The organism is Microbacterium resistens NBRC 103078, assembly GCF_001552355.1.
GTDB lineage: Bacteria > Actinomycetota > Actinomycetes > Actinomycetales > Microbacteriaceae > Microbacterium > Microbacterium resistens.
On the sequence record NZ_BCRA01000218.1, the window covers coordinates 1 to 1,383 of the forward strand.

The window sequence follows — 1,383 nt, forward strand, 5'->3', positions numbered from 1 at the left end:
GGGACGCGGCCGGGGCGGCGCCGGCCGCGAGCGCCCCGCGGACGCCGAGCAGCAGGGCGCACGCCGTTCCCGGAAGGAACAGGATCGCGAGGGCGACGAGGATCTGCGGGACGACCTCCACCCACGCCATGGATCGTCCCCTTCCGTCGGCCGGAGTCTACCGACGCGCCCCCGCCCGCTCGCCCGCCGCGCTCCTTCGCCGCCGATCCCCGCGGCGCCGGGTGCGGGATTCCCCGTACCGACCCCGTGGATCAGTCACACGTCTGTCTCGACCAATCGGACCGTTCCATCAGCGTCACGGACGTACTGTCGGGCGCGAGCGGTGAACCACATCCGGAGGACATCGTGATTTCCGGGCGTGACGTTGTCCCTGATCTCGGCCGAGGCAATCGGCTCGGCCCAGCCCCACGGTTGTTGGCGTGTGGGAAGGGACTGGGCAAAATGCTGCCCCGGAGCGACCTGACGGTGGAGATAGGTCGATGAGTAGCGGTTTCCCTGGCACTCGATCGATATGTCCCGTACCGGGGTCTCGAGTCCGTTGGTGATCAGCAGGCCCCATTCGTCTTTCTCCGAGTCCGGTGAGCGACGGATGATCCATCGAGCGTGCACCTTCTCGCCAAGGTCCTCGACGCGGAGCGCGCGTTCCTCTCTCTTGTCGTGTCGGCGCCACACGAAGGTGGCGAAGGCGGCGGCCGCACTGAGCGCCATGAGCCAGTTCGGGACAGTCTCGCTAAACACGTAGAGCCATATCGGTTCCATGGAGCCATCATGGACCGCTGTCGTGGACGAGACTGCCTCGGTCGCAACGCGTCAGGGCTCCGTGCATTGAGTGCCGGGATCAGGCCTGCTCGTCCCGGCGGCCTCTTCCCCGGCGACAGTTAACGACATATCGTTGAGTATCGTTCACGATCCGACACGGGAGGTCATGATGAGCGGCGCATTCGGTTCCGAGGGGTTCGGCGGTTTCGGCGGGCTGGGCGGTCGGGGCGGTCCCGGCGCGGCGATCTGGGAGGCGATGGAGCAGCTCCGATCCGCGTTCGACCAGCGCCCCAGTGCACCCACCCGCATGGCGCGCGGGGACGTGCGTGCGGCGGTGCTCGCGCTCCTGGCCGAGCAGCCCATGCACGGCTACCAGATCATCCACGAGATCGAGGAGCGCAGCGGCGGGGCGTGGAAGCCCAGCGCCGGATCGGTGTACCCGACGCTCCAGCTCCTCGCGGACGAGGGCCTGATCGTGGCCGAGGAACTCCGCGGCCGCAAGACGTACTCCCTCACCGATGACGGGCGCGAGGTCGCCGACGAGGCCGCGGACCGGCCCGCGCCGTGGGAGGGCAGCGGCGGCGGCACGCGCGAGGGCGAGCGCGGACGCTCGCACACCGCGCT

Annotated in this window: 2 protein-coding genes; one reads left to right on the forward strand and one right to left on the reverse strand. The window is 69.3% G+C overall.

All coding sequences use genetic code 11. The annotated features are described in order from the left end of the window. Positions 1-255 precede the first annotated feature (255 nt). Positions 256-759 (reverse strand): hypothetical protein, encoded by a 504-nt coding sequence (locus MR1_RS19095; RefSeq protein WP_067250881.1) that lies wholly within the window; start codon positions 757-759, stop codon positions 256-258. A gap of 169 nt (positions 760-928) precedes the next feature. On the opposite strand from MR1_RS19095, the gene MR1_RS19100 reads away from it, so the two are divergent. Then, on the forward strand, positions 929-1,383 hold a 455-nt coding region (locus tag MR1_RS19100; protein ID WP_084344963.1), incomplete at its 3' end, for a PadR family transcriptional regulator.

Excerpts from the sequence above, each read along its gene's own strand:
- MR1_RS19095 (WP_067250881.1), bottom strand. The coding sequence starts at position 759 with ATGGAACCGATATGGCTCTACGTGTTTAGCGAGACTGTCCCGAACTGG.